This is a genomic window from Brachyspira catarrhinii, from assembly GCF_005518285.1.
Lineage (GTDB): Bacteria > Spirochaetota > Brachyspiria > Brachyspirales > Brachyspiraceae > Brachyspira > Brachyspira catarrhinii.
Genome location: NZ_SJDU01000419.1, coordinates 1 through 1830 on the forward strand (window position 1 = coordinate 1; position 1830 = coordinate 1830).

Consider the following 1830-nt stretch of genomic DNA (forward strand, 5'->3'; position numbering starts at 1 on the left):
AATAATATTTTTAACAAGCCTAATATTTTTAACGGGCGCATTTCTAAACGCTCAAACGAGTAAAACTTTAGTTGTTTATTACTCTTGGAGCGGAAATTCGAGAACATTAGCGGGCTATGCGCAAAATATAACGGGAGGCGATATATTTGAAATTGTCCCCGTTGAACCGTATCCAAACGAACATAGCGCGGCAAGCAGGCAGGCAAGAGAAGAATTAAATAATGATTACATTCCTCCAATGAGAAATCAAGTAAATAATTTATCTTCTTACGAGGCTATAATATTGATTTATCCTAATTGGTGGGGAACTATTCCTCAAATAGTCAAAGGCTTTTTACAAAATAACGATTTTTCGGGTAAAACTATAGCTCCTTTATGCACGCATGCTGGAGCGAGAATGGGAAGAAGCGTGGAAGATATAAGAGCGGTATGTCCTAATTCGACTATAACGGAAGGTTTGGATGTTAGAGGAAGTTCGGTTAGAAACGCGGAAAACGATGTTAGAAATTGGATTAGAAGAATAGGAATTCGGTAAATAATTTCACTAAATTATATTAAATAAGGGTTACAAAATGGAAAATTTGGGAAACAGAGATTATAAAATGACGGTGGGATTTATCGGCGGAGTATTGACTTTAGCGTCAGTTTATGCGGCGTCATCTTCTCCTATTCCTCTTTTTAAGATTTACGCCGAAAGTATAGGCTTATCGAACGGTTTTCTTTCGTTAACCGCGGCGGTATATTTTTTAGGCGCGATTACGGGGCTTTTAGTCTTTTCAAAAATTTCAAATTATTTGGGGATGCGCCCCGTAATTTTCGCCATATTAATATTAACCGCTTTTGGATGTTTGATTTTTATCAAATTAAACAACGGATTTCAATTAACTATAGGACGATTTATACAAGGACTGTCTTGCGGTATGGTTTCAAGTTCGGTATCTTCTTATATATTTGATACGGCTAAAATACAATGGCTTGCATCGGCTTCCGTAAGCGGCGCTCCTATGGTAGGGCTTTCGTTGGGTTCTATAGGCTCGGGAATAATAGCTGGATATGAAAATTATTATCTGATTTTTGAAATAATTATATTTGTATTGATTGTTTGCGGAGTTTTAATATTTTTAGGAAAAGAAACGGTAATTAAATCTAAATTCTTTTTAAGATATTTAAAACCCGAAATATATATTCCAAAAAATGTTAGAAATATTTTTCCTTCGGCTATAACCGTATTTGTAAGTTCTTGGGCTATCGGCGGTTTTTATCAAGCTTTTTCTTCCTCTATGGCTTTTGATTATTTTCATTCTTCAAATGTTTTAATCGCTTCTTTAATATTTTTGTCTTTATTCTTGCCAAATATTTTAGGAGGGTTTATAGCGGGAAAATTTGGAAGCGCAATTTCAAATTATGCGGGAATTACGGGATTTTTGATAAGCGTAATAATTTCAATATTAGCTCTTTGGAAAGGGATTTTGATATTGTTTTTAATCGGCTGTATATTTGAAAGCGTATTTTGGGGAATAGCCTTTACAAAATCCATATCCGATATAATAGATAAAATTTCTAAAGAGGAAAGAACGGGCGTTTTATCGTCAGTGTATATTATTTCATATTCTGCGGCTGGAATTCCAAATTTGATAGTTGGGAGAATAGCCCATAATTTTAGTATTATACAAATATTTATTGGATACGGAATGTTAGTTTTTATAGCTTTCATTTTTAATATTTACTTTAATATAATTAAAAAATAAAAAAATAAAAAATAAATAAATGGAGAGAACAAATGACAAAAAGAATAATAATATTTTTAACAAGCCTAATATTTTTAACGGG

2 protein-coding genes are annotated in these 1830 nt (G+C 33.0%); both read left to right on the forward strand.

Going from position 1 to position 1830, the window contains the following annotated elements; translation table 11 throughout:
• Window position 1 precedes the first annotated feature (1 nt).
• Complete coding sequence (locus EZH24_RS11105; RefSeq protein WP_137999173.1) at window positions 2-535, forward strand: flavodoxin; 534 nt, start codon at window positions 2-4, stop codon at window positions 533-535.
• 37 nt (window positions 536-572) lie between these two features.
• The gene (locus EZH24_RS11110; RefSeq protein WP_137999174.1) at window positions 573-1748 is read left to right on the forward strand and encodes an MFS transporter; all 1176 of its coding nucleotides are present in this window, start codon (window positions 573-575) and stop codon (window positions 1746-1748) included.
• The last annotated feature ends 82 nt before the right edge of the window (window positions 1749-1830 follow it).